General features: G+C 28.9%; 27 protein-coding genes. 5 read left to right on the top strand and 22 right to left on the bottom strand.

Annotated features, from left to right (window positions below; translation table 11 throughout):
- Positions 1-19: 19 nt before the first annotated feature.
- From atpH to upp, 5 genes are all read right to left on the bottom strand, one after another.
- Positions 20-559, bottom strand: coding sequence for an ATP synthase F1 subunit delta (gene atpH / locus ACO6OL_RS02400; RefSeq protein WP_485501989.1), 540 nt, complete (start codon positions 557-559; stop codon positions 20-22).
- Positions 559-1,083, bottom strand: a complete 525-nt coding sequence (gene atpF, locus ACO6OL_RS02395; RefSeq protein WP_314397338.1) for a F0F1 ATP synthase subunit B — start codon at positions 1,081-1,083, stop codon at positions 559-561. Before atpF ends, atpH begins: the two co-directional genes overlap by 1 nt.
- A gap of 53 nt (positions 1,084-1,136) precedes the next feature.
- Positions 1,137-1,352: a F0F1 ATP synthase subunit C gene (gene atpE / locus ACO6OL_RS02390; RefSeq protein ID WP_003143965.1), complete on the bottom strand. Its 216-nt coding sequence runs from the start codon at positions 1,350-1,352 to the stop codon at positions 1,137-1,139.
- Between the two features lie 78 nt (positions 1,353-1,430).
- On the bottom strand, positions 1,431-2,159 hold the full coding sequence (gene atpB / locus ACO6OL_RS02385) for a F0F1 ATP synthase subunit A (protein WP_314397337.1): 729 nt from the start codon (positions 2,157-2,159) through the stop codon (positions 1,431-1,433).
- 152 nt (positions 2,160-2,311) lie between these two features.
- Positions 2,312-2,941 (bottom strand): uracil phosphoribosyltransferase, encoded by a 630-nt coding sequence (gene upp, locus ACO6OL_RS02380; protein ID WP_314160625.1) that lies wholly within the window; start codon positions 2,939-2,941, stop codon positions 2,312-2,314.
- Positions 2,942-3,127: 186 nt separating this feature from the next.
- Between upp and ACO6OL_RS02375 the strand changes: the two genes are divergently transcribed.
- Positions 3,128-3,445 carry a hypothetical protein gene (locus tag ACO6OL_RS02375; RefSeq protein ID WP_485501988.1) on the top strand — a complete coding sequence of 106 codons (318 nt, stop codon included), beginning with the start codon at positions 3,128-3,130 and terminating at the stop codon, positions 3,443-3,445.
- A gap of 13 nt (positions 3,446-3,458) precedes the next feature.
- Positions 3,459-3,986, top strand: a complete 528-nt coding sequence (locus ACO6OL_RS02370; RefSeq protein ID WP_485501987.1) for a hypothetical protein — start codon at positions 3,459-3,461, stop codon at positions 3,984-3,986.
- Between the two features lie 107 nt (positions 3,987-4,093).
- Here the strand turns inward: ACO6OL_RS02370 and ACO6OL_RS02365 are convergent, their stop codons facing one another.
- From ACO6OL_RS02365 to trpX, 7 genes are all read right to left on the bottom strand, one after another.
- On the bottom strand, positions 4,094-4,642 hold the full coding sequence (locus tag ACO6OL_RS02365; protein ID WP_485501986.1) for a PepSY domain-containing protein: 549 nt from the start codon (positions 4,640-4,642) through the stop codon (positions 4,094-4,096).
- 83 nt (positions 4,643-4,725) lie between these two features.
- Positions 4,726-5,298 carry a PepSY domain-containing protein gene (locus ACO6OL_RS02360; protein ID WP_485501985.1) on the bottom strand — a complete coding sequence of 191 codons (573 nt, stop codon included), beginning with the start codon at positions 5,296-5,298 and terminating at the stop codon, positions 4,726-4,728.
- A 429-nt stretch (positions 5,299-5,727) separates the two neighbouring features.
- Positions 5,728-7,071 (bottom strand): sensor histidine kinase, encoded by a 1,344-nt coding sequence (locus ACO6OL_RS02355; RefSeq protein WP_485491125.1) that lies wholly within the window; start codon positions 7,069-7,071, stop codon positions 5,728-5,730.
- Positions 7,061-7,726, bottom strand: a complete 666-nt coding sequence (locus ACO6OL_RS02350) for a response regulator transcription factor (RefSeq protein ID WP_485491126.1) — start codon at positions 7,724-7,726, stop codon at positions 7,061-7,063. The genes ACO6OL_RS02355 and ACO6OL_RS02350 overlap by 11 nt, the downstream gene beginning before the upstream one ends.
- Positions 7,727-7,927: 201 nt before the next feature.
- Positions 7,928-8,701, bottom strand: a complete 774-nt coding sequence (locus tag ACO6OL_RS02345) for an ABC transporter ATP-binding protein (protein WP_371451377.1) — start codon at positions 8,699-8,701, stop codon at positions 7,928-7,930.
- Positions 8,702-8,704: 3 nt separating this feature from the next.
- The gene (locus tag ACO6OL_RS02340; RefSeq protein WP_314160633.1) at positions 8,705-9,580 is read right to left on the bottom strand and encodes an ABC transporter permease; all 876 of its coding nucleotides are present in this window, start codon (positions 9,578-9,580) and stop codon (positions 8,705-8,707) included.
- A 152-nt stretch (positions 9,581-9,732) separates the two neighbouring features.
- Entirely contained in the window at positions 9,733-10,737 is a 1,005-nt protein-coding gene (gene trpX / locus ACO6OL_RS02335; RefSeq protein WP_314160634.1) for a tryptophan ABC transporter substrate-binding protein, read from the bottom strand.
- Between the two features lie 800 nt (positions 10,738-11,537).
- Between trpX and ACO6OL_RS02330 the strand changes: the two genes are divergently transcribed.
- The gene (locus tag ACO6OL_RS02330) at positions 11,538-12,752 is read left to right on the top strand and encodes an MFS transporter (protein WP_485501984.1); all 1,215 of its coding nucleotides are present in this window, start codon (positions 11,538-11,540) and stop codon (positions 12,750-12,752) included.
- A gap of 116 nt (positions 12,753-12,868) precedes the next feature.
- Here ACO6OL_RS02330 and ACO6OL_RS02325 read toward each other — a convergent pair whose 3' ends face one another.
- The 6 genes from ACO6OL_RS02325 to mutM form a co-directional block, all read right to left on the bottom strand.
- Positions 12,869-13,150: a nucleotide pyrophosphohydrolase gene (locus ACO6OL_RS02325; RefSeq protein ID WP_314160636.1), complete on the bottom strand. Its 282-nt coding sequence runs from the start codon at positions 13,148-13,150 to the stop codon at positions 12,869-12,871.
- Positions 13,151-13,160: 10 nt separating this feature from the next.
- Entirely contained in the window at positions 13,161-14,021 is an 861-nt protein-coding gene (rsmA, locus tag ACO6OL_RS02320) for a 16S rRNA (adenine(1518)-N(6)/adenine(1519)-N(6))-dimethyltransferase RsmA (protein ID WP_314160637.1), read from the bottom strand.
- Positions 14,021-14,572 carry a ribonuclease M5 gene (gene rnmV, locus ACO6OL_RS02315; RefSeq protein WP_485501983.1) on the bottom strand — a complete coding sequence of 184 codons (552 nt, stop codon included), beginning with the start codon at positions 14,570-14,572 and terminating at the stop codon, positions 14,021-14,023. The genes rsmA and rnmV overlap by 1 nt, the downstream gene beginning before the upstream one ends.
- Positions 14,573-14,634: 62 nt before the next feature.
- Complete coding sequence (locus tag ACO6OL_RS02310; protein ID WP_485501982.1) at positions 14,635-14,967, bottom strand: hypothetical protein; 333 nt, start codon at positions 14,965-14,967, stop codon at positions 14,635-14,637.
- A gap of 70 nt (positions 14,968-15,037) precedes the next feature.
- A complete protein-coding gene (locus ACO6OL_RS02305; protein WP_485501981.1) occupies positions 15,038-15,886 on the bottom strand; it encodes a YitT family protein in 849 nt (282 codons plus the stop codon).
- Positions 15,887-15,898: 12 nt separating this feature from the next.
- On the bottom strand, positions 15,899-16,759 hold the full coding sequence (gene mutM, locus ACO6OL_RS02300; protein WP_485501980.1) for a bifunctional DNA-formamidopyrimidine glycosylase/DNA-(apurinic or apyrimidinic site) lyase: 861 nt from the start codon (positions 16,757-16,759) through the stop codon (positions 15,899-15,901).
- 191 nt (positions 16,760-16,950) lie between these two features.
- On the opposite strand from mutM, the gene ACO6OL_RS02295 reads away from it, so the two are divergent.
- Positions 16,951-18,228 (top strand): LCP family protein, encoded by a 1,278-nt coding sequence (locus ACO6OL_RS02295; protein ID WP_314160642.1) that lies wholly within the window; start codon positions 16,951-16,953, stop codon positions 18,226-18,228.
- Positions 18,229-18,342: 114 nt separating this feature from the next.
- Here ACO6OL_RS02295 and ACO6OL_RS02290 read toward each other — a convergent pair whose 3' ends face one another.
- Genes ACO6OL_RS02290 through ACO6OL_RS02280 form a run of 3 tightly spaced genes read right to left on the bottom strand, consistent with a single transcriptional unit; the run spans position 18,343 to position 20,195 of the window.
- Positions 18,343-19,284: a DUF4097 family beta strand repeat-containing protein gene (locus ACO6OL_RS02290; protein WP_485501979.1), complete on the bottom strand. Its 942-nt coding sequence runs from the start codon at positions 19,282-19,284 to the stop codon at positions 18,343-18,345.
- A complete protein-coding gene (locus ACO6OL_RS02285; protein ID WP_485501978.1) occupies positions 19,277-19,885 on the bottom strand; it encodes a DUF1700 domain-containing protein in 609 nt (202 codons plus the stop codon). The genes ACO6OL_RS02290 and ACO6OL_RS02285 overlap by 8 nt, the downstream gene beginning before the upstream one ends.
- Complete coding sequence (locus tag ACO6OL_RS02280) at positions 19,878-20,195, bottom strand: PadR family transcriptional regulator (RefSeq protein ID WP_060913527.1); 318 nt, start codon at positions 20,193-20,195, stop codon at positions 19,878-19,880. Before ACO6OL_RS02280 ends, ACO6OL_RS02285 begins: the two co-directional genes overlap by 8 nt.
- A gap of 154 nt (positions 20,196-20,349) precedes the next feature.
- On the opposite strand from ACO6OL_RS02280, the gene ACO6OL_RS02275 reads away from it, so the two are divergent.
- Positions 20,350-20,985, top strand: a complete 636-nt coding sequence (locus ACO6OL_RS02275; RefSeq protein ID WP_485501977.1) for a YigZ family protein — start codon at positions 20,350-20,352, stop codon at positions 20,983-20,985.
- Between the two features lie 52 nt (positions 20,986-21,037).
- On the opposite strand, the gene ACO6OL_RS02270 is transcribed toward ACO6OL_RS02275, so the two are convergent.
- Positions 21,038-21,676, bottom strand: a complete 639-nt coding sequence (locus tag ACO6OL_RS02270; RefSeq protein ID WP_485501976.1) for an NAD(P)H-dependent oxidoreductase — start codon at positions 21,674-21,676, stop codon at positions 21,038-21,040.
- Positions 21,677-21,741: the final 65 nt, after the last annotated feature.

Raw genomic sequence — 21,741 nt, 5'->3', positions numbered from 1 at the left:
CTCCTTGTTTCAACTTCTTCTAGATTGAAGAAATTTTTGATTTTATAGCATTCAATTTAGCCTTAATAGTAGCATCAACTACTTTATTGTTGTAAGTAAGTTTTAAACCACCTAGAAGACTTTCATCTACAAAATTATCAATTTCTACATTTTCTAGTTGTAACTCATTTTTAATTTTTTCTTTTAGATTTTCTAACTGCACTTCAGTTAAAGGTGAAGCTGATTCAGCTTTAACAACAACATTTCTTGAATGTTTATTAAACAATTCAGTATATTGTTCTAAAACGAAATTAATTAATGAGATTTGCAGGTTACCTGCTAAGATTTTTACAACATTCACAACATATTTATTTACTCCTGCAAATGATGCATCAATCAAGTTAATTTTTTTTATTTTTTCTAAATTAGGGTTGTTCATCAATGTAACAAAATCAGAGTTCCCATTAACAACTTTTGCAACTTCTTTTAACTCATAAGAAACTTCTTCTAAAGTGTTATTTTCTTTTGCAACTTCAAATAATGAATATCCAATTTTATTAGCTAATACTGACTTACTCATTATTTCACCCCTACCTCTTTAATGACTTTATCAACATATTCACTTTGTGTTGAGCCATCTAATTCTTTTTCTAAAATTTTCGAAGCTACAAGCACTGATAAATCTGCAATTTGCTTGTTGATTTCTTCAAGCGCTCTTTTCTTCTCGTCCTCAATGTCTCTTTGAGCATTTACTTTTAATTGTTCTGCTTGTTTACGCGCTTCTTCAAGAATAGCTTGTTTTTCAACCTTAGATTGTTCACGAGCATCTTCCATCATAACTTTGATTTCTTGTTGCGCATTTCTTAATTTTTCCTGATTTTCTTCAAGTAAAATTAGTGCTTCTTTTTGATTTTTAGCAGCATCATCAAGTTGACCTTCAACTAATTTTTGACGCTCATCTAACATATCAATAAGTTTGTCCCAAGCAAATTTTTTCAGTAATACTAATAAGATTAATACAGCTACAATATTAATAGCCATATTTCCTAGATTAAAACCTTGATGAGAAGAGTGTTCAGTAGCTAAAAATACTAAATTTTCCATTTACTAAATGCTCCTATTCTTCATAGTTCTTTTGTTTACAGTATTGCACTAAATTATTTAGCTAAGATAACGAATGAAATAACGATAGCTAAGATAGGTACTGCTTCAACAAGTGCGAATAATACGAAAGCATTTGATTTTAATCTTGACTCTAATTCTGGTTGGCGAGATACACCTTCGATGAATTTACCGAATAAAAATCCGTTACCGATACCAGCACCAACTGCTGCTAAACCTGCTGCTAAACCTGCTCCAATTAATTCTACCATAATTATATTTTCCTCCTTGGATAATAAATGAATTTTATTAATTATTAGATTTTTGCACATATAGTGCGTTTAAAAAGATTAATGTTCATCACTAATTTTATGTGATAAATAAATAAATGTTAAGACAGTAAAGATATATGCTTGGATAAATCCAATGAATAGGGAGAATCCTTTCCATACTACTAATCCTGCCATACCAGCTATTGCACCAAAGAATCCTACTGTTGTAAGTGTAGCTAATAGTGCTAATAATATTTCACCTGCATAGATATTACCGAATAAACGCATTGAAAAAGTCATTAAGTTTGTGAACTCTTCAATAACTTTAAATGGCGTAATACCTATACCTGAAGAAGTATATGTACCAAAATAGTGTTTAACACCTTTATACTTAATCCCTGCAAAATGAGTAAATGCAATAATCAATAATGCAAGAGAGAAAGTAAATGTTGGATCCGCAGTTACAGAGTTGACATAGACGACTTCATTGTAACTAACTTCTATTAATACACCTATAGTATTTGCTACTGCAACAAGTGAAATAATTGTTAGAGCTGTTGCCCATAATCCTTTACCATATTTTTTCCAGTTAACATTACCTTTGATGACATTATCACTAACGAAATACGCAAGTAATTCAACCGCATTTTGACGTTTACTATCTGGTCTTAATTTTATTCTACTAGTTAGAAACATCACAATAACAAAGGTAAGTAATACTGTTATTAAAGTTGTGATTACACTAGGAATATTAACCGTTATATCATAGCCAAATAATTTGGTAATAAGATATGTGTGTTTTTCCATATATTCCCCTCACCTCTTTTCTTAAGTAACTTTTAGATTTCTAAATCTGTTGTAATATAAAATTAGAAATACATAATCATATTATAATATGATTTTGAAATATTTGCTAGCGATTTCTTAAATTTTATATGAATTGATTAAAAAATAATCTTTTATTTTGTTCCAAAGATTCTGTCTCCAGCATCTCCTAATCCTGGTACAATGTACCCGTGATCATTTAGTTTCTCGTCAAGCCCAGCGATAAAAATATCTACATCTGGATGCGCTTCGTGTAATGCTTTTACACCTTCAGGTGCTGCAATTAGACACATAAATTTAATATCAGTAACCCCACGTTGTTTTAATGAGTTAATTGCAGCAATTGCAGAACCACCAGTTGCTAACATTGGATCAACAACGATGAAATGACGTTCTTCTGGATTGCTAGGTATTTTAACAAAATACTCATGTGGTTGTAGAGTTTCTGGATCACGATATAATCCAACGTGACCTACTCTTGCAGATGGAATTAAATTCATTAAACCATCTACCATTCCTAATCCTGCACGTAGAATTGGAACGAATACAACTTTTTTACCTGCAAGACGTTTACAAGTAGTAGTTTGGATTGGAGTTTCTACTTCAACATCCTCCAGTGGAAGGTCACGAGTGATTTCATAAGCCATTAAAGAACCTACTTCATTAGTAAGTTGTCTAAAGTCTTTAGATCCTGTTCTTTTATCTCTAATGAAAGATAATTTATGTTGGATCAATGGATGATCAAAAACATGAACTTTTGACATAATTTATAGTTCTCCTTTGTATTGTTATTATATTTATTTTACTCTAATTATTTCATTTTAACAAGGGATATCCGAAAATATTTTACTCAGTTCAATAAATATTTTTTTATTAGTTTTGTTATATTACTAGACTTATACAATATAAAATATTACAATAATAAAAACAATATTTATGGAGACTTTATCATGCAAAGAAAAACATTATTAGGAATATTTTTACTTACTAGTATTTTATACTATGTTATTCCCCTACTTTTTTTGAAATTTTATAGTGGCACTAGCGATAAAGCTGGGTTCATTTTAATCTTAGTTTATGGATTTTCTTCATTTGCAATTACATTATTAATAACCCACTTATTGCAAAGAACAATTTATACACCACTACTTAGTATTATTCTAGCACTTCCGCTATTTTTCATCTTCAACTCAAGTGCTTTGGTTTTAATACTTCTTATAATAGTATTTTCTTTTGTTGCCTATGCTTTAACTGCATTAATAAAATAAATAAGGAGATCATATGACAATTTTCAAACGTAATTTTCTAATTGCAACTGGTATATATTTACTTTTTTACTTAACACCGATTTTAGCTAATCCTTTCATGGCTTTAAATCTTTTAGAAGCTGCTGTCGTTGGTGTTTTAATTTTTGGAGGATTCTATCTAAGTTATATCTTTATGTACACTAGTAAAAGCAAACTTGATGAACGTACTAAGAGTACTATAATTACAGTATTAGTATTGTTAATTGCATTGTTAATATTTTTTAATCCTTTTAAATTTCCTACTTTATTTAATATTATTATAAATAGATACTTAGCAATACTAATTCTTTTGCTAATATTAATTTTTATAATATTAATATCAAGAAAGATGAGTAATTCTATAATCATAATTTTACTTTTTGCACCATCGATTATCCAAGGATTACTCATGAGATTATCTTATAGAGCAATGTTATTCTATATCGCTAATCCTAATTTTAATTTGTACTTAATTGCCTCTATTTTTATTGGATATTATATTTATAACAATAACAAAAAATAGCCGAACATATAGAAGATATCATATATCTTAATTTATATGTTAAATCCGCTTCTATAAATATAAAAAACTGATAACCTAGATTTTATTTCTAGATTATCAGTTTTTTATTAGTTATCAATTTCTACTTTTAGTACTTTTCCTGATACGGCATCTACTACCACATCATATTCTAATCCATTCGCGCGAGCTTCTACTTCATATATGTATAAAGGCACTCCATTATTTTGCATTGCATAATCATCCTCATACTCAGGTTTAATTTTTACAAAATTAATATTCTGCTCTGGCGTCGAGATAGCTTCAGCGACTATCGAACGAATCTCCTGTGGTGATTTTGCGTTTTGTGTGTTTTGTTGAGTATTATTGTTATTATTATTTTGAACATTTGAAGGCTGGTTATTATTTTGTGGATTACTATTCAAACCATTATCTCCATTGTTGCTATTGACGTTATTGTTTCCATTATTATTATTATTTTGAGCTAACTGATTTCCGACATTTATTTTTACATTTGAGTATGCTTCTTGAATTTTAGCTCTTTGTCCTTCTTCATACTTGTCATATGCATAAGCACCTACCCCTCCCGTTACTACTACAGCTAACGCTCCAATAATTAATGGTTTTAAAAAGTTTCTTTTTCTTTTAGTTTCTGTCATTTTTCGTTTTCCTCTTTTTTCTTTATATTTTTATTATACATTTCCTTTATGAATCTTAGATGAAGATTAAGATATTATTTTTTCTAATCATCAATTTTCACTTTTAATACTTTTCCTGAAATGGCATCTACTACTACATCATACTCTAATCCGTTAGCTTTTGCTTCAACTTTATAAACATATAAAGATACTCCATTATTTTGAGGTGCATAATCATCCTCGTATTTAGGTTTAATTTTTACAAAGTTAATATTTTGTTCTGGCACTGATATTGCATCTGCTACAATTGAGCGGATTTCTTGTTGTGATTTAACATTTTGAGTATTTTGTTGTGCATTATTGTTCTGAGTATTATTATTTGAGCTATTATTTTCACTATTGTTATTGTCATTTGAATTAGTTTGATTTCCTGTATTCAACTTAATATTAGAGTAAGCATCTTGAATTTTAGTTCTTTGAGCAGTTTCATATTTATCATAAGCATAAGCTCCAACTCCACCTGTAACTACAATAGCTAACGCTCCGATAATTAATGGTTTCAAAAAGTTTCTTTTTGCTTTTTTAGGTTGTTCATTATATTGGTTATCATTTTCGATAGTTTCAACATAAGTTTCTTCAATTGTTTCGATTTCGTTGTTATTAATATTTTTTGTCATTTTTAATTTACCTCTTTTTCTTTATATTCTTATTTTATATTTCTTTTATGAACGTTAAATGAAGATTTCATTTTTGTTCTTTTCTTTTGATATTTTTATTATATCTTTGTTTTATGAATGCTAAATGAAGATTTCATTTTTATTCTTTTCTTTTGATATTTTTATTATATCTTTGTTTCATGAATCTTAAATGAAGATTTTCATTTTTGTTCTTTTCTTTTGATATTCTTATTATATCTTTGTTTCATGAATGTTAAATGAAGATTTCACTTTTATTCTTCTCTTAAGATATTTTTATTATATCTATGTTTTATGAATCTTAAATGAAGATTCATATTAATTTATAATTTTCTAAAATATAAAAAAGGAGTGACTCAACAAAATCGTTTTTTACAAAATTACGATTTTCGAGTCACTCTTCCTCATTTTTTAAAGATTAACTATAAATCTTGTTCCTTTTGGCTTATTATCTAAAACAGCTATTTTACCATCATGTAATTCCACTATTTTTTTCGTAATAGATAACCCTAACCCCGAAGAATTATCCTCTGTCGTAGTTCTAGATTTATCTACTTTATAAAATCTATCCCAAATATGTTTTTTCTCATTATCATTTATTCCTATTCCGTCGTCTGCAACTTCAAGTATTATTCTATTTCTTTTTGCTAAACAAACCTTTACTTCTGTTTGAGCATACTTCAAGGCATTAGATAATAAGTTATCTATCATTCTCATAATTAACGCTTCATTAGCATATACTTTGATATTGTCTTCTATATTTATAAATAACTTTATATTCTTATTATCAAATAATATTTTATAATCCTCTAATGTAGATTTAATTTTATCAGATAATAAAAGTTCTTCTTTTGGAATCTCTAAACGACTATCTAATCTAGCTAATTCTAGTATTTGATTTATCATTGAAGTCATTCTCTTACTCTGTCTTTCAATAACATCAAACGATTCTTTAGCATCTTCAACAGAATCTGTATATTTTGCTCCATATTCACTTTCTGCCATAATTACAGAAATCGGTGTTCGAAGTTCATGAGAAACATCCGAACTAAATTGACGTTCTCTTTTTGACGAATTTTCTAATGTTTCTAACATTTCATTAAATACTTTTCCTAATTTATGCACTTCATCCGCACCATCTTCAATAGAAATTCTTTTACTAAGGTCATTACTCTTTGCAATAACATCCGCAGTTTCAGTCATATCTCTAACCGGTTTTAATGAACTCCTAATAATTAAATATCCACCATACATTATTACTAATATAACAAAGGGACTTCCTATACTTATAATTAACGGTAATATCCAACCATTAATATTATTAGTAATTTGTACGACTCCTCTTACATATTTTCCATTTCCTAAACGGGCTGAACTTGTTTCCGAATCATAGTAAAAATATTTATTATTATTAACATCTTTATATTCAGAAATTACTCCTAAACTAAAATCATTAACTTTGAAATTTCTAGGTACAGAACCAGCAACAAGATTACCATCTTTATCATAAACAGATAAGGTCACTCCATCTTCATACGGGGTAAACTTATTAGATCCACTTGAGATTTCAGATACCTCTTCTATCAATTTCTTTTCACTATTCTTTCCAACAACACTATCACTAACTAAAAATGTCCCGACTATCAGCGATCCAATCAATAAAACTATAAATGTTGTGTACCATAAAGTGATTTTAAAAGTTAATGATACTTTTCTAAATGGAAATATCGATAATTTCTTGATTCTATTTAACAAAGTATCCTAACCCCCTTTTAGTGTAAATAATAGTCTTATCTGTACCGTTATCTAATTTTTTTCTAATATTTTTTATTATAACATCTACTATATTAGAAGCCCCGTCATAATCATAATCCCAAACGTGGTTAAGAATTTGATCACGACTTAATATGCTTTCTTTATTTTTCATAAGATATTCTAATACTTCATACTCCTTACCAGTTAAGCCAATATTTTGACCATTTCTCAACACTTGTTTTTTCGAAATATCCAAAACAACATCGTCAACTCGAATAACATTAGTTGCTAAACCATAGTTTCTCCTCATTAAAACTCTTATTCTAGCTAATAACTCATCAAACTCAAAAGGTTTAACGATATAATCATCAGCCCCACTATCAAGTCCAACTATCTTATCTTCCAACGTATCTTTTGCTGTTAACATTATAACAGGTGTATTGTTTTTACTCTCACGAAGTCTCGCTATAAACTCATAGCCATCAACATTTGGCATCATTATATCTGTAATAATCAAATCATACTCACTATAACTCACAAAATCCAATGCTTCCCCACCATCAAAACAACTGTCCACACTATAATTATTTTTCTTTAAATGTTTAGTAATTATTCTATTCAAATCGCGTTCATCTTCAACAACAAGTATTTTCATAACAATCTCCTTATACTAAATTTCTACTATATTTTACTTAATTCACAGATAAATGTAAAACAATAGTTATCAAATTCTATAGAATTTTAGATTTACATTTATTAACAAAGTCAGTATATATTATATAAATGAATTTAAAATGAAAAAACGACCTAAAATAGCAATTTATAAAATCACATATCTAAGTCGCTTTCGTTACTTTTATTCACTTTCTTCTAAATTATAAAGTAACTCGTATAATGCTTTTGCATCTAGTTTTTCTTTTTCTTCTTTACTAATATCTCGAACTAACTCTCCACGGTGCAACACAATTATTCTGTTTCCGTATTTCACCGCATCTTGGATATTATGAGTAATCATTAAAGCTGTTAAGTTTTTCTCTTCAATTTTTTCTCGAGTAAGCTCCATTATTTTTTTCTGTGTTTTAGGATCTAACGCTGCCGTGTGTTCATCAAGAAGCAAAAGTTTAGGTGTTGTCATAGTCGCCATTAAAAGCGCAATAGCTTGACGCTGCCCCCCAGACAATAATCCCATCTCACTATCTAATCTATCTTCAAGCCCTAAGTCTAAAGTTGCTAGTAACTCTTTAAAAAGTTTTCTATCTTCTTTAGTAGTTCCTGGTTTAAAACCTCTAACTTTACCACGTCGTAGTGCTAAAGACATATTCTGTGCAACAGTCATACGAGGAGCTGTTCCATCAAGTGGATTTTGGAAAACTCTACTAATAAATCCAGCTCTCTTATGTTCTACTATATTACTTACATCTTTTCCTTCGATTAAAATTTCTCCACCATCTAGTGAGAATGAACCCGCTAAGGCATTAAGAAAAGTTGACTTCCCTGCTCCATTTCCACCAAGAATAGTAATAAAATCACCATCTTTTATTTCAAGACTAACATTTTTTAAAGCATGTTGCTCTCTAATAGTTCCAGGAAAGAATGTTTTATCTATTTTATTAATTTTTATAAATGACATTTTCTACGCATCCTTTCTCTTAGCTTTTAATTTTAATTGAGGTAGAGTTAAGAAAATTGCAATTACTAAAGCTGAAACTAATTTAAAGTCATTAGCTCCAATAATATTTAATTTTAACACTCCAACTAGCAGTAATCTATAAATTATCGCACCACAAATTACACAAACTAATCTTGACGTAAAAGCCACATCTTTGAAGATTACTTCCCCAATAATAATTGCTGCTAAAGCTACTACTATAACTCCAATACCACTATTTACATCTGAATAACCATTGTTTTGGGCTAAAATCGCACCAGCTAAAGAAATAATTCCATTAGCAAGCATTAATCCTAAAATCGTCATTGTTTTTGTAGAAATACCTAATGCTGTCGCCATTTTCTCATTATCTCCTGTTGCAATTAAACTCTGACCTAATTCCGTTGAAAAGAATAAAGACATAGCAATAATAATTAATCCAGAAAGAATAATTCCAACAAATACAGTATCATAATGAGTTGGTAAGTTTAATCCTTGAATTTTACTAAAAATTGTATCTTTATTGATTAAACTTAAATTTGGTCTCCCCATAATTCTAAGGTTCACCGATAATAATGCAGTCATTGTTAAGATTCCTGCAAGTAAACTTGGAATTTTACAAACGGTAATTAAGAATCCCGTAACAAGACCTGCTAACATACCCGCCACTATCGAAATCAATGTAGCTATAATAGGGTTGATCCCATTATGTATACAAATAACACAGACAGCAGCTCCTAAAGGATACGCACCTTCTGTAGTCATATCCGCAATATTTAATACTCTAAAACTTATAAACAATCCAAGCGATAATATTCCCCACAGCATTCCCTGTGAAATCGCTGAAATAAATAAATCCATTCCGCACCTCTTTTATTTATATTTCTTCTAATTTGGTTTTATATAATTTAGAGCGACTCATAAACAATAATTTTTTCAATTGATTTGATGAGCCGCTCCTTTTTAATTATTTATTATCTTAATAGCTTCCTAATAATATAATATCAATATTATTATTTTTTATCCACTACTTTTGCTTTATCTTTAATTTCTTTTGGAATTTCAATTCCTAATTGTTTTGCTTTTGCTTCATTTAGGTAAATTACACCTTCATTAGCAAGTACGATTGGCATATCTTTAGTATCTGCGCCTTTTAATACTTTAGCAACAACTTTTGCAGTCTCAACACCGATTTGATATTGGTCAACACCTAATCCTAAAAGTCCTCCATCAGCTACCATTGTATCTGCAGATGGGAATACAGGGATTTTCTTAGCGTCTGTTACTTTTACTACTGTTGCCATTGCACTAGCAATTGTGTTATCGATTGGAACAAAGATTGCATCTGTTTGTGAAGCAAGGCTTTCTGTTACTTGTTGAATATCATTTGTGTTTGCTACTGTTGATACCTTAACTTCTAATCCTAATTCTTTAGCTAATTTTTCAGCTTCTTGAGCTTGTTTTACAGAGTTATCTTCACTAGCTGTATAAAGAATACCAACTTTTTTCATGTTAGGTAAAACTTTTTTCATGATTTCAAGTTGTTGTTTAATTGGAGTTCTATCACTAACACCAGTAATGTTATTTCCTGGTTTATTTTCGGCTTTAATTAGTCCTGCTTCAACCGGATATGTAATACCACCCATGATGATTGGTTTGTCTTTAGTTGCATTTGATAGTGATAAAGTAGCTGGTGTTGTAATACCTACTAAAATATCGTTATTATCTGTAACTAATTTTTGACCCATACTTGCTAAGTTACTTTGGTCACCTTGAGCATTTTGAAGATCAATTTTTAAGTTCTTACCAACTTCATATCCTTCTTTTTTAAGTCCATCTTCTAAACCTTTATAAATTTGGTCAAGAGCTGGGTGACTAAGTAATTGAAGTACCCCTACTTTTACTTCTTTATTATCAACTTTTTTAGTTTCTTCACCTTTTTTACTAGAGAAGAACCCATAACCTAATACACAAACTAATAATACCGCGAATGCTACAAAAATTTTATTTACTTTCATTTTAATAATCTCCTTTTACTTTTGTCTATAATAATATTTTTTGTAATCAAATTTTAGAAGCGTATCTATATAAAAAGACCACTAGCGTATATCTAGTGGTCCTTACGTATAATTTTTAATAATAAATATAAAAAACCACCTAGATATTTCTATGTGGCCTCGATTTTTTCATCACAAATAATCCACATAGATACTTACTTCTCACCTGAGAGTCGTATCTATGTTAAAAAGAAACAAGATCGACTCAGTATCTAGTGGCTTTGCCAACGAATATTTAATTGTAGCGTGTCAACTTGATACAGTTTCATAAATCTTTTTTCTCCTTTACATTTAATTCTTGGTTACATTATAGCAACTCTTTTTTTTATTGTCAATATGTTTTTTCAAAAAAAATATAAAAAATTCTGACAATTACGACTAAAAGTCACATAGTAGAACATATAACAGCCTTACAAAAAGTTTATTGGAAATAATTTTCAATAAAATATTATAAATATATTAATACAACTTTATCACATATTTCTACAAAGATTGTAGTTCTATATTTCAAAGAAAGATTTTTGAAAGCTATGAAAATAAGTCGTTTTCATAGCTGAAAAATTAATATTTTAAAATTGATACACCTCCTTAATCGTTGATAATACTGTTATATATAGGCGTAATATTATCACTAACAAATTTTATTTTATATGAAAATAAAATTGAAAATATATCATTTTTATGAAAATTTTCACTTGAAAATCTATTTTCATAGGAGTATGATAGATATATGTTATTTAAAAAAAGTTAGGAGAATTTTTATGGATAGCAATACAGCTATAGAAAAAGAAAAATTATTTAACAAAGGATTTATTACAATTACTACAATTAACTTTATTGTATTTTTAATTTATTATTGTTTTGTAGTAATTACAGCAAAATATGCAACCTCACAGTTAGGTGCTACTGCTGCACAAGCAGGTTTTGCCGCAGGTATCTATATTATTGGTACACTTGTCGCACGTCTTTATATCGGTAAAAAATTAGAAATCATTGGTCGTAAAGAAATCTTACGTTTTGGTGCTTTAGTTTATTTAATTACAACAGCTGCATATTTAATTTCATCAAATATCATTATTTTAGATACAGTTCGTTTCTTAAACGGATTTGCTTATGGAACTATTTCTACTGCAGCTAACGCAATTGTTACTGCTTATATTCCTAAAACACGTAATGGTGAAGGAATTAATTACTACGGTTTAAGTACAAGTTTAGCAGCTGCTATTGGACCATTCATCGGTATGTTATTATTACCTATCACAGGATTTAATGCGGTTATAATTCTAGCAATTGTTCTATCTATTGCTGTAACTGTAGCTTGCTTCTTATTCCCTGTTAAAAATATCGAATTAAATGAAAAACAAAAAGAATTATTAAACAGTTGGTCTCTAAATACATTTATCGAGTATAAAGTATTATTCATCTCAATAGTTGCATTCTTAATCGGTTTAGCATATTCAAGTGTACTAGGATTCTTATCAATTTATGCTGATAGCTTAAACTTATCTACTGCGGGAGCTTTCTTCTTTGTAGTATATGCACTTATTATTACAGCTACTCGTCCATTCGCAGGTCGTATCTTCGATGCTCGTGGTGAAAATGCTGTTATGTATCCAAGTTTCGTATTCTTAACTTTAGGTTTATTAATGTTAAGTTTCACAAATGGTAGCTTCATGTTACTATTCTCTGGTGCCTTAATTGGTCTTGGATATGGGACATTCATGTCAAACGGACAAGCTGTTTGTTTAAAACTTGTTGATTCTACTAAAGTAGGTATTGCACTTTCTACTTACTTTATCGGATTAGACCTTGGTCTAGGATTTGGACCTTATGCTCTAGGTACTGTTCACGGAATTCTATCATACAGAGGAATTTATATCCTTTGCGCAGTAATCACAATTGGAGTAACTGTTCTTTATGCAATGTTCTATAAAGGTAAAGAAGTACGTGTCTTAAAAACTAAAACTAGTCGATAGTAATATAAATAAAATCATTAAAAAAAGTAGCCCTCATAAAGAGCTACTTTTTTTGTGTAGATAAATTTCCATATTGCATAAAAGAGGAATGACACTACATCACACCTCTTTTTGTTTTATTTTTCTGGATATCGTCTTGCGACATCTACTAGTTTTTCTTTAATTATCTTCTTAGGATCTTCATTTAGGTGATAACACATTGCAAGAGCATAGATAAGCACGTCTGCCAATTCATCTTTTATCTCTTGAATATTATCTCCTTCTTCATCCCATTGAAAATGTTCAAGTAGCTCTGCCGCTTCTATTGAAATACTTTTAGAAAATCTTTCTAAAGTATCATACTTTTCCCATCCTCTTTTTCCTCTAAATTCCGTTATTATAGTTCTTAATTCTTCCATGTTTTACCCTTTAGATTAAACTATTATTTGTTAAATTATTATATAGATTATAAAATTCTGCTAAACTTAGAGTTTCACTACGTCTAGCTGGCTCTATATCACTATCTATACACGCATTTTGTAAGTCTTGCTTTTTATCCTTACCGTAACTTGAAATTAAGTTATTTAGTAAAGTCTTTCTACGTTGTACAAAACACGAACGTACGAATTTAAAAAATTTAGCATCAGTTTCAAATTCGCGAGTTTCTTTCGTCATGATTTTTACAACTGCACTCTCAACATTTGGTGCTGGTACAAATACTTTTTTCGGTACAGTAAATAGATATTCGACATCAGTATAATAATTTAATAAAATTGTTAATGAATTATAATCTTTTGTTCCTACTTTAGCATTTAGTCTATTAGCAACTTCTTTTTGCATCATAACTACATAACCATCAATTTTCTCAGTATTCTCGATTAAATGAGTTAAAATTGGAGTTGTAATATAGTAAGGTAAGTTTGCTACTACCATAATTTTTTCGCAATCTGACATCTTCTCAGCGATTATTTTATCAACATCAACTTTTAAAATGTCATTATTAATAATCTCAACATTAGGATAATCCGCAAGTGTCTCTGATAAAATCGGTAAAAGTCTACCATCAATTTCAAATGAAATTACTTTTTTAGCTTTTTTAGCTAATGCCTCTGTAAGAGAACCAATCCCAGGTCCAATTTCTATTACTCCTACATTCCCATTTACTCCAGCGCCATCAACAATTCTATTTAAGATATTAGCATCTATTAAAAAGTTCTGTCCTAGACTCTTCTTAAATGTAAAACCGTGTTTTTTCAGTATTTCAAAAGTTTTCTTAGGTGTTCCTATCATTATTTTATTCCTTTACTTATTTTTGTCATCTCATCTAATAATCGTTCTTTAGAAATATTATACATATTTAATTTATTTAGAAGTTGTTTAGCATTAGTATAACCTATATTTAATCTTTCACAAAGTTCTTCTCTTAGAACTTTTGAAGTAGCTCCTCCAACTAAACCTAATTCTATCAATATTTCATTACTTATATCATTTTTCACCTCATCCATCGGTGTATAATGATTTTTTATAGCGGCAATAATATCTTCTTTACTCGCAGCTTCTATTCCAATCTTCCCTTTGCTATCTACAGCTTTTTTATTTGAAATATAAGCATGTTTTGCCGTCGGGATATTTTTTTCTATTATACTTCTAATTCTTTTTCCCGCATAATCAGGATCTGTTAAAACTATTAATCCTCTTGTTTTTTCTAAAAAGATTAATCGTTCTATTTTTTTCTTAGTAAGGGCAGAGCCATTAGTTTCAAACGTATCACAATCTATTGCTTCTTTGACCCTATTGGTGTCATCTCTTCCTTCTACTACTATTATTTCTTTGATTTTCATTTTATTATCCTTTAAAAAATTCATCAGTCTATTATAACATATTTAGACAAATTTTGCTCATACTAGCATGAATATTTCAAATAGTTGTATAGTTCATGGGTAATTTCATGGTGAACTTTATACTTATATCCAGCACAAAGAAAATTCTTTTTTAATTCGAATTTATCTTTTAGCTTAATTCTTTCTAGTGCTTTTCCTTTTCTACACACCAATATTTCCCAGTATTTTTCAAATTTAACTAAGTAACAATCATAAGTCTTATCTTTTCCATATTCTCCAGCTAAATATAGAAGTCCAACAAAGTCTAATAGTATATGCCAAAATTTGACCGTTTTTCTTCTTTCTAACAAATAAACTTTCTCACTCTTAATACAATAATTATATAATTCTTCCATAATCCCCACCTCTTTATACTAATTATATCATAAAAAAATCCTCTGCAGAAAAAACTGCAAAGGAAATTTATTAGTGTATATCTTTTTTCTTAAAGTTAGCTCCACTTACCTCACTAACTGTTCCAATTGATAGAAACGCATTTTTGTCATTCTTAAAGACTATTTTTTTTAGTTTTGATTCTTCAATACGAGTAATTACACAAAAAATGATTTTTGTTTCATGACCTGAATAACCACCTTCTCCATGTAATAGAGTCACACCACGACCTAATCTATCTTGAATTTCTTGACTTATTACTTGATAGTTGCTCGTAATAACCATAACCGATTTAGAATCATTAAGCCCCTCAATAACGATATCCATCACTTTTGATGCTATGAAATAACTTATCATAGAATATAGTGCCGCTTCCCACGTGAATACAAACCCAGATGCGATAAAGATAATAACATTTATCCCAAGGACCATTTCACCTACAGAAATCGGTAATTTCTTTGTAGCATAGATAGAAAACATCTCACTTCCATCTAAGGTACCACCATTTCTAATAACTAATCCTACACCAATTCCAAGAATTATTCCACCGAAAATACATGCTAAAAATGGATCAGTAACTAGTGGTCGAATACTATGAAAATATGACGTTGCTACAGAAAGTATTACAATACCAAAAATAGATGCTATTGCAAATCCTTTACCTATTTGCTTGTATCCTAAATATAAGAATGGGATGTTGAATAAGAAAATAAACAAACCTAGTGGCAATCCAAAGTAATGACGAGCAATAATAGAAACCCCGATTACCCCGCCATCTAATATATTATTTGGAATTAAGAAAAATTCTAATCCCGCCGCAAAAATTAATGATCCAATAATTATACTTATATATTTCTTTAAAAATTCTATTCTACTATCCATTGATTCTCCTTTTTATTTTCTTTTTTGACAAATAGGACAAAAGTGACTTGAACGTCCTTTTATTGTTAAATTTTCCACCTCATGTCCTAGAGGACAAACTTTTTTCCCATAAATTTGGTGGAAGTTTTGCATATTCCCTTCTCCACCATCAGCGTGAACATAATCTGAAATAGTAGAACCACCTTCTTTTATTGCAAGCTCCAAAATATCAACCAACTCTTTAAATAAACTCTCCTTCTTCTTTTTAGAGAGTTCACTTGCTTTAGTTAGAGGGTGAATTTTTTGGCGATATAATACCTCACAATCATAAATATTTCCACAACCACAAAAAACATTTCCTTCAAGAAGTAGTGCCTTAATTGATTGATCTTTATATTTTTTTTCATCCAGTTTATTTAAAAAATATTTTTTTGCAGACTTATCAAATGGTTCTGGCGCAAGATTTACAAAAGGTTTAAATTTAGTTACATCATCAATATATCTTAGTTCTCCAAATCTTCTGATATCACTATATACTAATTTTTCTCCAGTAGAAAGTTCAAATATAACATGTCGATGATTATAATAATTTTTATTTGTAATCTCAGCTATATCCTTAACTAAAAAGAATGCTCCTGTCATTCCAAAGTGAGTAATAATATATCCTTCATTTAATGTAAAGAATAGGTACTTACCTCGACGTGATAATTTTTCTATTTTTTTACCTTTCACATGTTCTGAAAAAAAGCTAAGTTCTTGTTTAACAATAGCCATTTTATTTAATTTATGACTTTCTTTTACTACATTCGAATATTTTATATCAAGAATTTGTTTATCTATAACTCTATCTTCTAGACCAAATTTTATATTCTCAACCTCTGGTAATTCTGGCATAATGCACTCCTATTTTCTATACTTATATTTTATTTTAATATAAATATTTGAAAATTTCAAAGATTTCCATTTATTTATATAATTTATAATAATCAAGAATTACAAGTTTTTACCTCATTATTCTAGCATCAAAGAAAAATATGTAGTATAATAATAAAGTTAAATGTAAATTAAAAGGGGTCTATTATTAAATGGAAGAAAAAATGTCTAGACGAAAAAGAATCAGTTCTCCCTCATACGGAAATGGAGGAAAACCTCCTAAAAAGAGCGGATTCAAAAAAATATTAATGACGATTTTGGCGCTAGTTATAGTTGGTATAGGAGGTTTCACTGCCTATACATTCTTCAACTTTTCTAGTTCCGCTCAAAAAGGATATAAGAATGTAGATTATTTGAAAGAAGTTGATCCTAACTTCAAAAAATTCTCAGTATTAATCCTAGGTATCGATATGAATGATGATCGTAAAGCTCAAGGACAAACTCGTGAGGACAGTAGAACAGATTCAATGATACTGGCTACTGTTAATAAAGATAAAAAACGTATGGATATGGTTAGTATCCCACGTGACTCTCTAAGTCTTATGAGAGAAAAAGATGATGAAAATAACAATAGTGCTTATTTCTATGATAAAATCACTCACGCACATGCTTATAACGATGTTAAAGGAACTACTAATGCAGTAGAAAACTTATTGCATACTCCTATAAACTTTTATGTACTAATCAACTTTAAAGCATTTGAACAAACAGTAGATGCTTTCGGTGGAATAGATTTATACGTTCCTTTCGATATGGATGAACAAAATGCTAACGGTGAAATGAACACTGTTAAACTGAAAAAAGGATGGCATACTCTAAACGGTGAACAAGCACTTGCTTTTGCTCGTAGTAGATATTACGATAGTGATATTGAACGTGGTCAGCGTCAACTTCAAGCTATCCACGCTTTAATCGATAAAGCTAAAAGTCTAAACGCCTTAACTAAAATAAATGAGGTTATAAATATCGCTGGAGATAATGTCGAACATAACTTGTCTACAACTCAAATTTCTTCAGCTATTAAGATGTTTCTAAATGAAGATATGGAAATAGTATCGCACAGAATAGATGGTTATGACGTTTATTATGGTGGTGTGTATTATTACTATCCAAAACCACTATCACTACTTTATGCATCTTCAGCTTTAAGAAATAACCTTGATTTATCACTACCTAAAGCTACTGATTTACTAAATATATACTATCAAGGACATATAACAATCGGGCTTAAACAGTATAAAATAGATAATTTACGTCCAGTACAAAATTATCCAATATCAAATCTTGCAGTTATGTCTCCTGAGGATTTACTTACTAACCTACCTGATAGACTGACTAACGAAGAATTAAAAGATGACATTACAGTAAGTAATGAAAATAGACCCGATGAAAATGGCAATACTGAAAAAAATGCTAACAATAGTAATTAACAACAAAATACTACAACTGGTGTCGGTACAACAAATACTCATCAAAATACCGGTGTAAATAATAACCAAGAATAAATAATATCCCATCAAAAACTATTTTTGATGGGATATTATTTATTTACTTGAAAATTTTACATTTACAGTTCCAGTTTTTGAAGATGTGAATAATTGTTTCTTTTTATTTGAGCTATTTGTAAAATTTGATTCTTCATCACTTAATTCAGCTATAATATCACCTTCTGTTGACTTAAGAGTAATAGAATTATTTGCAGTAAGATTACTTAAAGTAATATTACCAGTAGTTGTTTTTAAATTAATATTATCTGAACTTTCACTAGGAAGATTACTTACCTTAATATTTCCTAGTTTATTAGTTATATTAATATCTTTTATTGTTGATGATGACAACTCTGTATCTCCTGTTTCATTATCAACACTAATATCTTTTAAATCATTAATATTATTTAATTTAACATCTCCTGTAGCAACATTAATTTTTAGAGAATTATTTTTACTATTTAAGTTATCTATATTTAAATTTCCAGTTGCTAATTTAATATCAGCATCTGAAGCTGAAATATTAGTTATATATACATCACCTAGTTTACTATTAATTATAAGAGATTTAATATCTAGATTCTTGATAAAATAATCTCCTAATTTATTAACTGAATTGATATCGATATTAGAAGATTTAGGTATTTTTATAATAAGTTTTCTTTTTTCAGTAAAGAAATTAAAATTAATACTCACAATATTTTTATTTTCTTTTATAGATAACTTATTTCCTATGTGCTCTATATTAACTTTACGTTCTAGAGCAGTATAGTATTCTATTTCCATATTTTTAGAAGTAGTATTCTCTTCTATGGTTACATCAGAATCAATAATATCTAAATCTAAATTTTTAACATCATCAATTGAGACAGTATAATTCTTTTTCTCGAAATTAGAAGAAAATCTAGGTATATGACCATTATTTAAGTAAGTTGCTAATCCTATCAATACTAGTCCAAAAATTATAAAACTAATAGAAATTTTTATAAATTTATTCATTTATATACACCTCTTTTTTGAAAATCTTCACAAAAATTGTTCTGATGTTTATACCATTTTGACGTGATTTTTTATATATTTTTATCAACCAGTCAATACCAATTAAACCAGTCCCTGAAATAACAAATCCAAATCCTAAAGTATCTAAGAAATACGAAATATTTCTTTCATAAATAAGATAAAATGGAGATTTTAATATTAATAAGATTCCACCAATGAAAATAGCTATAATAGAAAGTACAATACTAAATATTATAGATAGAATAACTATAAAAAGACTAGCGATTAGAGAAAATATAGTTATCCAAGCAGGAAATAATAATACGGTAATAATAAAGCCGAGTTCTGTAGGGATTTTTCGTGGTATAAACCTCCATACTAGTTTTGTTTGTTTTTTCCCAATATTATGTTCATCTAAAATTTGATCAACGATGATATTAATATCCCCTAATTGCGATACAGCTTCTTCTTCACTTAAGCCCTCATCAATACGATCATCAATCATTTCTTCGAAAAAATTGAGTGTTTTATATATCTCTTTTGGCGATAAATATGGTTTTAATTTATTTCCCAAAAGAGCGCAGAACTGTGTCTTATTCATATTTTTCATCTCCTAATATATATTTATGTGCATTACTTATTACTTTCCAGTCAATAAGAAATTCCTGAATTTTATTGAGACCAACATCTGTAATTTTATAATATTTTCTTAATCTACTATTATGTTCTACCGAATATGAGGTAACACAATCGTTTGCTTCCAAGCGTTTTAAGATTGGATATAACGTTGATTCCGATATAGGAATTACATTTGAAACATCTTTTATAATTTTATACCCATATGATTCAGAATTACGTAAAGTAGCAAGAACACATATTTCCAATAAACCTCTTTTTAATTGAGCTTCCATACAAATATCTCCTTTCACATAATACTATACATTACATAGTATAATTTGTCAAGTAGTATAATGAGAAATATATTCTAATTATTGACATTTTATTTATAATACATCATAATTAATATAGTAAATTTAGCAAATTATAAATTACAAAGGAGGTACTATGACGAAGAAATTTATTACAATCAAAGAAGATTCATACGATGAATTCATTGAAAAAAAATCTACATTTATTACTCACCTAATTAGAATCAATAGCGAAGAAGAAGCTCGAGAGTTTATTCAAAAAATGAAGAAAAAACACTACGATGCTACACATGTTTGCTCATGCTATGTAGCTGGCGATAATAATGAAATAACTCGTGCTAACGATGATGGTGAACCAAGTGGAACTGCTGGAGCTCCGATGTTAGACGTACTAGTAAAAAACGAAATAAAAAATGTCTGTGCCACAGTCATAAGATATTTTGGTGGGACTAAACTAGGAACTGGTGGTTTAGTTCGTGCATATGGTGGTGGAGTAATTAACGCGCTAAAAAATGCAATATTGGTAGAAAGAAAAGATGCTTTTGAAGTTAGATTAGAATTAGATTATAGTCTAAACGGAAAAATAGAATATGAAATTGGAAAAACTAACTTCATCGTGAACAACCTAGAATACACTGACAAAATCATTTATACAATTTATGTAATGCAAGAAGACTACGATAACTTTGAAAATTGGATTGCTAACCTAACTAACGGTCAATTCAAAATTCTATCTTCTAAAGAAAAACAACTAGAATTTGATATTAAATAAAGATAAGAAGGAATCAGAAACCATATTAAACAGTCTCTTATTCCTTCTTAGCTTATTTTTTATTCTTTCTCGAAAATTCTTCTATCCACTCTTCTAACTCACGTATAGCCTTTTCTACTATATCTTTTTTATTATTAACTGCTAAATCTAACCCTTCTACTCTTAGAACTTTTACTTTATCTATTCCTAGTACGCTAAATATCCCCCTGACATATTGAACTGCAAAGTCCAGATTAGTATATTGAATATGTTTATCAAATTCTCCCCCACTTGTTATGACAAAGGTTATTTGTTTATTAGAATTATCTAAACCTATTAAAGACTCTTCTTCACACTTAAATGTTTCATTCACTATAACTATATTATCTACATAGTCTTTAAATTTTGATACTACGTTAAAATTATGAAGAGGCATATAAATAAAAACTGCTTCAGCACTCTTCCATTGTGCCAATAACTCTTTTTGCTTAATTTTATCATTTTGTTCTTTTTCAGTTAGTTTTGCACCTTCATAGTTAAACATAAACTTATCCATGACTGGAATATGAACACTCGGATCATATAGATTTATATTTTCTATATCTTTAAATCCTTCTTCGATTAATTTTTCTTCACCAATGTTAGCTAGAATATTAGAAACTCTATATTCACCGTTATAATCAGGATGACACATAATCTGTAAAATTTTCATAAAATCACCTCAAAAAAATCTTGTTGTAAGAAATAGCTCCTCATCTAAAATAAGATAAGAAGCTA

This window comes from Gemella sp. (assembly GCF_057272915.1).
Note: the sequence above shows the minus strand (reverse complement) of the source record. Positions and strands in the feature narration are given on the sequence as shown.

What these genes read in the sequence shown, in the direction of transcription:
- ACO6OL_RS02340 (WP_314160633.1), bottom strand. Translation starts at nt 9,580, where the DNA reads ATGGATTTATTTATTTCAGCGATTTCACAGGGAATGCTGTGGGGAATA.
- atpB (WP_314397337.1), bottom strand. Translation starts at nt 2,159, where the DNA reads ATGGAAAAACACACATATCTTATTACCAAATTATTTGGCTATGATATA.
- ACO6OL_RS02305 (WP_485501981.1), bottom strand. Translation starts at nt 15,886, where the DNA reads ATGGATAGTAGAATAGAATTTTTAAAGAAATATATAAGTATAATTATT.
- ACO6OL_RS02350 (WP_485491126.1), bottom strand. Translation starts at nt 7,726, where the DNA reads ATGAAAATACTTGTTGTTGAAGATGAACGCGATTTGAATAGAATAATT.
- rnmV (WP_485501983.1), bottom strand. Translation starts at nt 14,572, where the DNA reads ATGAAAATCAAAGAAATAATAGTAGTAGAAGGAAGAGATGACACCAAT.
- ACO6OL_RS02295 (WP_314160642.1), top strand. Translation starts at nt 16,951, where the DNA reads ATGGAAGAAAAAATGTCTAGACGAAAAAGAATCAGTTCTCCCTCATAC.
- trpX (WP_314160634.1), bottom strand. Translation starts at nt 10,737, where the DNA reads ATGAAAGTAAATAAAATTTTTGTAGCATTCGCGGTATTATTAGTTTGT.
- upp (WP_314160625.1), bottom strand. Translation starts at nt 2,941, where the DNA reads ATGTCAAAAGTTCATGTTTTTGATCATCCATTGATCCAACATAAATTA.
- atpF (WP_314397338.1), bottom strand. Translation starts at nt 1,083, where the DNA reads ATGGAAAATTTAGTATTTTTAGCTACTGAACACTCTTCTCATCAAGGT.
- ACO6OL_RS02280 (WP_060913527.1), bottom strand. Translation starts at nt 20,195, where the DNA reads ATGGAAGCTCAATTAAAAAGAGGTTTATTGGAAATATGTGTTCTTGCT.
- ACO6OL_RS02270 (WP_485501976.1), bottom strand. Translation starts at nt 21,676, where the DNA reads ATGAAAATTTTACAGATTATGTGTCATCCTGATTATAACGGTGAATAT.
- mutM (WP_485501980.1), bottom strand. Translation starts at nt 16,759, where the DNA reads ATGCCAGAATTACCAGAGGTTGAGAATATAAAATTTGGTCTAGAAGAT.
- ACO6OL_RS02310 (WP_485501982.1), bottom strand. Translation starts at nt 14,967, where the DNA reads ATGGAAGAATTATATAATTATTGTATTAAGAGTGAGAAAGTTTATTTG.
- atpE (WP_003143965.1), bottom strand. Translation starts at nt 1,352, where the DNA reads ATGGTAGAATTAATTGGAGCAGGTTTAGCAGCAGGTTTAGCAGCAGTT.
- ACO6OL_RS02290 (WP_485501979.1), bottom strand. Translation starts at nt 19,284, where the DNA reads ATGAATAAATTTATAAAAATTTCTATTAGTTTTATAATTTTTGGACTA.
- ACO6OL_RS02275 (WP_485501977.1), top strand. Translation starts at nt 20,350, where the DNA reads ATGACGAAGAAATTTATTACAATCAAAGAAGATTCATACGATGAATTC.
- ACO6OL_RS02365 (WP_485501986.1), bottom strand. Translation starts at nt 4,642, where the DNA reads ATGACAGAAACTAAAAGAAAAAGAAACTTTTTAAAACCATTAATTATT.
- ACO6OL_RS02330 (WP_485501984.1), top strand. Translation starts at nt 11,538, where the DNA reads ATGGATAGCAATACAGCTATAGAAAAAGAAAAATTATTTAACAAAGGA.
- ACO6OL_RS02345 (WP_371451377.1), bottom strand. Translation starts at nt 8,701, where the DNA reads ATGTCATTTATAAAAATTAATAAAATAGATAAAACATTCTTTCCTGGA.
- atpH (WP_485501989.1), bottom strand. Translation starts at nt 559, where the DNA reads ATGAGTAAGTCAGTATTAGCTAATAAAATTGGATATTCATTATTTGAA.
- ACO6OL_RS02370 (WP_485501987.1), top strand. Translation starts at nt 3,459, where the DNA reads ATGACAATTTTCAAACGTAATTTTCTAATTGCAACTGGTATATATTTA.
- rsmA (WP_314160637.1), bottom strand. Translation starts at nt 14,021, where the DNA reads ATGATAGGAACACCTAAGAAAACTTTTGAAATACTGAAAAAACACGGT.
- ACO6OL_RS02285 (WP_485501978.1), bottom strand. Translation starts at nt 19,885, where the DNA reads ATGAATAAGACACAGTTCTGCGCTCTTTTGGGAAATAAATTAAAACCA.
- ACO6OL_RS02360 (WP_485501985.1), bottom strand. Translation starts at nt 5,298, where the DNA reads ATGACAAAAAATATTAATAACAACGAAATCGAAACAATTGAAGAAACT.
- ACO6OL_RS02375 (WP_485501988.1), top strand. Translation starts at nt 3,128, where the DNA reads ATGCAAAGAAAAACATTATTAGGAATATTTTTACTTACTAGTATTTTA.
- ACO6OL_RS02325 (WP_314160636.1), bottom strand. Translation starts at nt 13,150, where the DNA reads ATGGAAGAATTAAGAACTATAATAACGGAATTTAGAGGAAAAAGAGGA.